The sequence below is a fragment of the Mesorhizobium sp. M7A.T.Ca.US.000.02.2.1 genome, assembly GCF_003996995.1.
GTDB lineage: Bacteria > Pseudomonadota > Alphaproteobacteria > Rhizobiales > Rhizobiaceae > Mesorhizobium.
The window spans coordinates 1-4,959 of record NZ_RZTT01000426.1 but is presented as its reverse complement, the minus strand read 5'-3'; the positions used below and the strand labels follow the sequence as shown (position 1 = coordinate 4,959).

At 63.0% G+C, this 4,959-nt stretch carries 5 protein-coding genes; 3 read left to right on the top strand and 2 right to left on the bottom strand.

Annotation, left to right across the window (positions count from 1 at the left end; translation table 11 throughout):
- The coding region (locus tag EOD15_RS28375; RefSeq protein ID WP_148129668.1) for a DMT family transporter at positions 1-658 on the top strand (658 nt) is incomplete at its 5' end.
- Positions 659-858: 200 nt separating this feature from the next.
- Positions 859-1,317: a flavin reductase family protein gene (locus EOD15_RS28370; RefSeq protein WP_127322212.1), complete on the top strand. Its 459-nt coding sequence runs from the start codon at positions 859-861 to the stop codon at positions 1,315-1,317.
- 20 nt (positions 1,318-1,337) lie between these two features.
- On the opposite strand, the gene ubiG is transcribed toward EOD15_RS28370, so the two are convergent.
- The gene (gene ubiG / locus EOD15_RS28365; RefSeq protein WP_127322213.1) at positions 1,338-2,087 is read right to left on the bottom strand and encodes a bifunctional 2-polyprenyl-6-hydroxyphenol methylase/3-demethylubiquinol 3-O-methyltransferase UbiG; all 750 of its coding nucleotides are present in this window, start codon (positions 2,085-2,087) and stop codon (positions 1,338-1,340) included.
- Positions 2,088-2,373: 286 nt separating this feature from the next.
- On the opposite strand from ubiG, the gene EOD15_RS28360 reads away from it, so the two are divergent.
- Positions 2,374-2,943, top strand: coding sequence for a putative glycolipid-binding domain-containing protein (locus EOD15_RS28360; protein WP_127322515.1), 570 nt, complete (start codon positions 2,374-2,376; stop codon positions 2,941-2,943).
- A gap of 11 nt (positions 2,944-2,954) precedes the next feature.
- Here EOD15_RS28360 and EOD15_RS28355 read toward each other — a convergent pair whose 3' ends face one another.
- Entirely contained in the window at positions 2,955-4,811 is a 1,857-nt protein-coding gene (locus EOD15_RS28355; protein ID WP_127322514.1) for a CHASE3 domain-containing protein, read from the bottom strand.
- Positions 4,812-4,959: the final 148 nt, after the last annotated feature.

The window sequence follows — 4,959 nt, the reverse complement described above, 5'->3', positions numbered from 1 at the left end:
GTCCTATGCTGTCCCTAACCTCCTGATGTTCTCGGCCATCCCGCATCTGGGCGCCGGCTACACCGGCATCATGTTCACCCTGTCGCCTGTCATCACACTGGTGTTCTCGATCCTGTTGCGTGTCCGGCGCCCCAACATGCTGGGCATTGTCGGCATCGCCGTCGGCTTCGTCGGCGCCGTCATGGTCGCGGTGACGCGCGGCGAGGCCGGCCAGCCGGCCGATTTGTTCTGGGTGGCGATGGGGTTGCTCATTCCGGTCAGCCTTGCCGCCGGCAACATCTACCGCACGGTCGACTGGCCGGACGGCACCGGCCCGATCGAGCTTGCCGTCGGCAGCCATCTGGCGTCGGCGGCGATGCTGCTTGCCGGCATTCTCCTCCTGTTCGGCGGCGAGGCTTTCGCGCCACTCGGCGGCGTGCCGCTGGTGGTGGTCGCGCAGGTTGCGTCGGCATCGGCGATGTTCGCCTTCTTCTTCCGGCTGCAGGCGGTTGGCGGTCCGGTCTATCTCAGCCAGATCGGTTATGTGGCGGCGGCCGTCGGCCTGTTTGCCGGAACCATCTTCCTCGGCGAGCACTATCAGCTGCTGACCTGGGCAGGCGCGCTCATCATCACCGCCGGCGTGTTCATCACCACCAGGGCACAAAGCCAGAAGGCGTGAGCGTCGCAGGGGATCCGAATCACCTTCGCGCCTGGAGCCGATTTCACCTGAATTTGTATCCAGATCTGCTTTATCTTCCTTTTTGAGCGTGATCTTTTCCGAGGACCGTTCCCTTTTTGGAATCGTGCTCTGGAGCAAGCCATGAACGAACTGAAGACATCCGAGGGGACTGCTGTCGATGTAGCTGTTTTCGCGCCGCGATGCGGCTGATCGTCGGCAATGTCAGCGTCATCACCGCCGGCACCGGCGAGGATCGCTCCGGCCTGGTGGTCATTTCGGTCGTCTCGCTGTCGGCCGAGCCGCCCAAGGTGATCGCCTGCGTCAACAGGTCGTCGTCGACCTGGCCAGTGATCGAACGCTACCGGCATTTCGGCGTCAATTCGCTTGGGCCCCAGCATCAGCGCGTGGCCGAGCGGTTCTCCGGCTTTGAAGGCATCAAGGGCAAGGACCGCTATGAGGGCGCCGAATGGACGACGCTCAAGACCGGAGCTTTACTGCTTTCGGACGCGGTGGCCGCCTTCGACTGCAGCCTCGACGAAATGATCGATCGCGGCACGCATTCCATCGTCATCGGCTCGGTCGAGGCCGTGCGCACCCACGATGCCGGCCAGGCGCTGATCTACTGGCGCGGCGGCTACAGGCCGCTGAATTCTGAATAAGGCCAGAATTCAGAATAAGGTCAGACCGAGCCTTTTTCCGCCAGGACCATGTAGTTGACGTCCATGTCCTTCGAGCGTGCCCAGCGGTCGGCCAGCGGGTTGTAGGTGACGCCGGTGCGGTCGATGATGGTCAGGCCGGCGCCGCCAAGCGCCTTTTTGAGCTCTTCCGGGCGCACCAGCTTGCCGAACTGGTGGGTGCCGCGCGGTAGCCAGCGCAGTACATATTCGGCGCCGATGATGGCTAAGCCCAGCGCCTTCAGCGTGCGGTTGATGGTGGCCACGAACATGATGCCGCCGGGCCGCACCATCTCGCCGCATTTGGCGACGAACAGGTCGATGTCGGCGACATGCTCGACCACTTCCATGTTGAGGATGACGTCGAATTTCTCGCCGGCGTCGGCAAGATCCTCGGCCGTCGTGGCGCGATAGTCGACGCTGACATTGCCCTCGGCGGCGTGCAGCTTGGCCACTTCGATGTTGGTTTCGGAGGCATCCGCGCCCACGACTTCGGCGCCAAGCCGCGCCATCGGTTCGCACAGAAGTCCGCCGCCGCAGCCGATGTCGAGGATGCGCAGGCCCTCGAAAGGCCTTGCAGCGCGTGGGTCACGGCCGAAGCGCGTCGCTATCTGGTCGCGGATATAGGCCAACCGGACCGGATTGAATTTGTGCAGGGGACGGAACTTGCCGTTCGGGTTCCACCATTCGGCGGCAAGGGCGGAAAAGCGTTCCACTTCTCCGGCATCGATCGTCGATCGTCGGGGCTCTGGCATGGGTTGGTCTCCTCGACACTACAGCGCCGCGCGTCCTCTTGGACGCGCAAAGGACGCTGTAGCACTTTAGATTCTGCGCATGATCCTTTCCGAAATCGACTTCGATTTCGGGGTCGTGCGCTAGGAAGTCGGGCGTGAGGCCGCGAATGTCAAGGCAACAATTTTCCTCTGCCGGCAGGGACCCGGATTCTGTCAGGGCATGTCAGCTGAAGCGCGCCGCGGTGAAACACAATTGGCTTGGCAGGCGAAGGAATACATCATCGTTTTGAATTCGAAGGAGGTGACGATGACAGCAATGACGGCTTCGATCCTCTGGCATCGGCTGGACGTGGAGGGGCATGATGCCTGTCTCCTTTCGCAGACCGATGGCGGGCACAGCCTCAAGGGACAAGCCATCTTCATCCAGGACGGCAAGCCGTGCTGCCTCGCCTACGAGGTGAATTGCGATGCCGGCTGGCACACACGGGCGGCGCTTATCGAAGGCTTTCTCGGCACGCGCCAGCTGCACTATGCGATCGAACGCGATTCCAACGGCCAGTGGATGCTGAACGGCGAAGTCCAGCAGGGTGTCGACGGCCTTGTCGATGTCGATCTTGGCTTCACACCGGCATCGAACCTGTTGGCGATCCGCCGGTTCGATCTCGGCATCGGCGAGGCGGCGCCTGCTCCGGCCGCCTACCTGACTTTCCCTGAACTGAGCCTGGTGCGCCTCGATCAGACCTATCGGCGTCTCGACACGGTTCGCTACGCCTATGCCGCGCCGGTGTTTGGCTATGACGAGACGCTCAACGTCTCGCCCCACGGCTTCGTTGTCGACTATCCCGGCCTGTGGAGAAGTGCGGCTGCGTCAGGCTGAAGCGATTGTGATCAATCCGCTGCGACCTGCGTCGTGCCGAGCACGTCACGCAGTTTCGCCGCCAGTTGCTCGATGGTGAAGGGCTTGGCGAGGAAATGCACGTCGTGGTCGAGCACGCCGTTGTGGACCACTGCGTTCCTGGTGAAGCCGGTGGTGAAGATCACCTTCAGTAGCGGCATGCGGGCAACGGCCTCTTCCGCCAGCTTGCGGCCGTTCATGACGGGCATGACGATGTCGGTGAACAGCAGGGCGACGTTCGGGTTCTCCGCCAGTTTCTGCAACGCTTCCTCGCCGCTCGCTGCATGAATGACGGTGTATCCGAGTTCGCGTATGGCCTCAGTCGTGGAGACCCGCACGCGGGCATCATCCTCGACGACAAGGATCGTTTCGGTGACCGGTGCGGCGGTGTTGTCGCCTCGCCCCGTGGTCATGGCCGGCTCTTCGGCGCCGAAATACCGCGGCAAGTAGATCTTGATCGTCGTGCCTTCGCCGGGTTCGGAATAGATGTTGACATGCCCACCCGACTGTTTGACGAAGCCGAACACCTGGCTCAACCCCAGGCCGGTGCCCTTGTTGACCGCCTTGGTGGTGAAGAAGGGCTCGAAGGCCTTTGCGATGACATCGGGGGTCATGCCCGAACCGGTATCGCTGACGGCGATCATCACATACTGGCCGGCCGCGACTTCGGCATGGGCGGCGGCGTAGCTGTCGTCGAGATGGCTGTTGGCGGTCTCGATGGTCAGCTTGCCATCATCGCCCATGGCGTCGCGGGCGTTGACGGCCAGGTTGAGAACGGCGTTCTCGATCTGGCTCGGGTCGGCATGGGTTTTCCACAAGTCTCCCGCCAGCACCGTTTCGATGCGGATGGTTTCGCCGAGTGCCCGCCGGATCAGGTCGGACATCCCGGTCAGCAGGCGGTTGGCGTCGACGATCTGCGGCGCCAGCGGCTGCTGACGCGAGAAGGCGAGCAGCCGGGCCGTCAGATTGGCGGCGCGGGTCGCGGCATCGATCGCCGCATCGATGAATTGTGCGATGTCGTGCTCGCCGCGCGCGAGCTTGCGCTGGGCGAGGTTCATGGCGCTGATGATCACCGCCAGCATGTTGTTGAAGTCGTGGGCGATGCCACCTGTAAGCTGGCCTACCGCCTCCATCTTGTGCATCTGGCGGATCTGGGACTCGGCCTTTTCACGTGTCTCGATCTCATTGCCCAGCGCCACGTTCTTGCGCACCAGCTCATCCTGGGCAACGGCAACCTCACGGAAGCGGCGGCGCGATTCCCTGATCGCGTAGCCGGCAAGCAGGAAGATCGCCAGCAGCGCCGCCACCGAACCGATGCGTAGCCAGGCCTCGACCTGGTCGGTATGCGCGTCGCGCGCGGCGACGGCTGCGGCGCTGATGCGTCGGACCGTATCCATGCTGGTCCGGATTTCGTCCATGACGGCCTTGCCCTGGCCGCTGCGAATCAGATCCAGCGCTTTCGTCGCATTGCCCTGTTCGTACAGGGCAATCGTCTCGGCAAGTTCGGCCTGCTTTTGCGAAAGCGCGTCCTTGATATGGTTGATCGGCTGGACGAGCTGGTCGTCGGGGGCGGTCAAGCTGTCGATGCGGGCAAGTTGCCCCGGAATGGCGCCGACAGCGCTCCGATAGGGTTCGAGATAGGATTTCTCGCCGGTCAGCAGGTAGCCCCGCTGGCCGCTCTCGGCTTCCTGCGCCAGAGAAAGCAGACCCGAAAGCAATTGCTGATATTCGATTGCCTCGCGCGCGGCGGCGCGGTTGGCCCGTTGTTCCTCGACCAGCATGGCGCGGCTGCCGACAATCAGCGCCAGCACGGCGAAGCCGACGACAAGCGGAAGCGATTGCCATCGCATGGCACGTCGAAGACGAGCAATCATCATCTGTTATGCCGAACCAAAAGAATTCCCCGCAGGCAGCATTTCGTAAGCGGCGGCGGGGCGGAAGGCAATATGCCGGCTTCTGGAGCCGGCAATCGACCGCCAGCCTTGCGAAACCTTCATC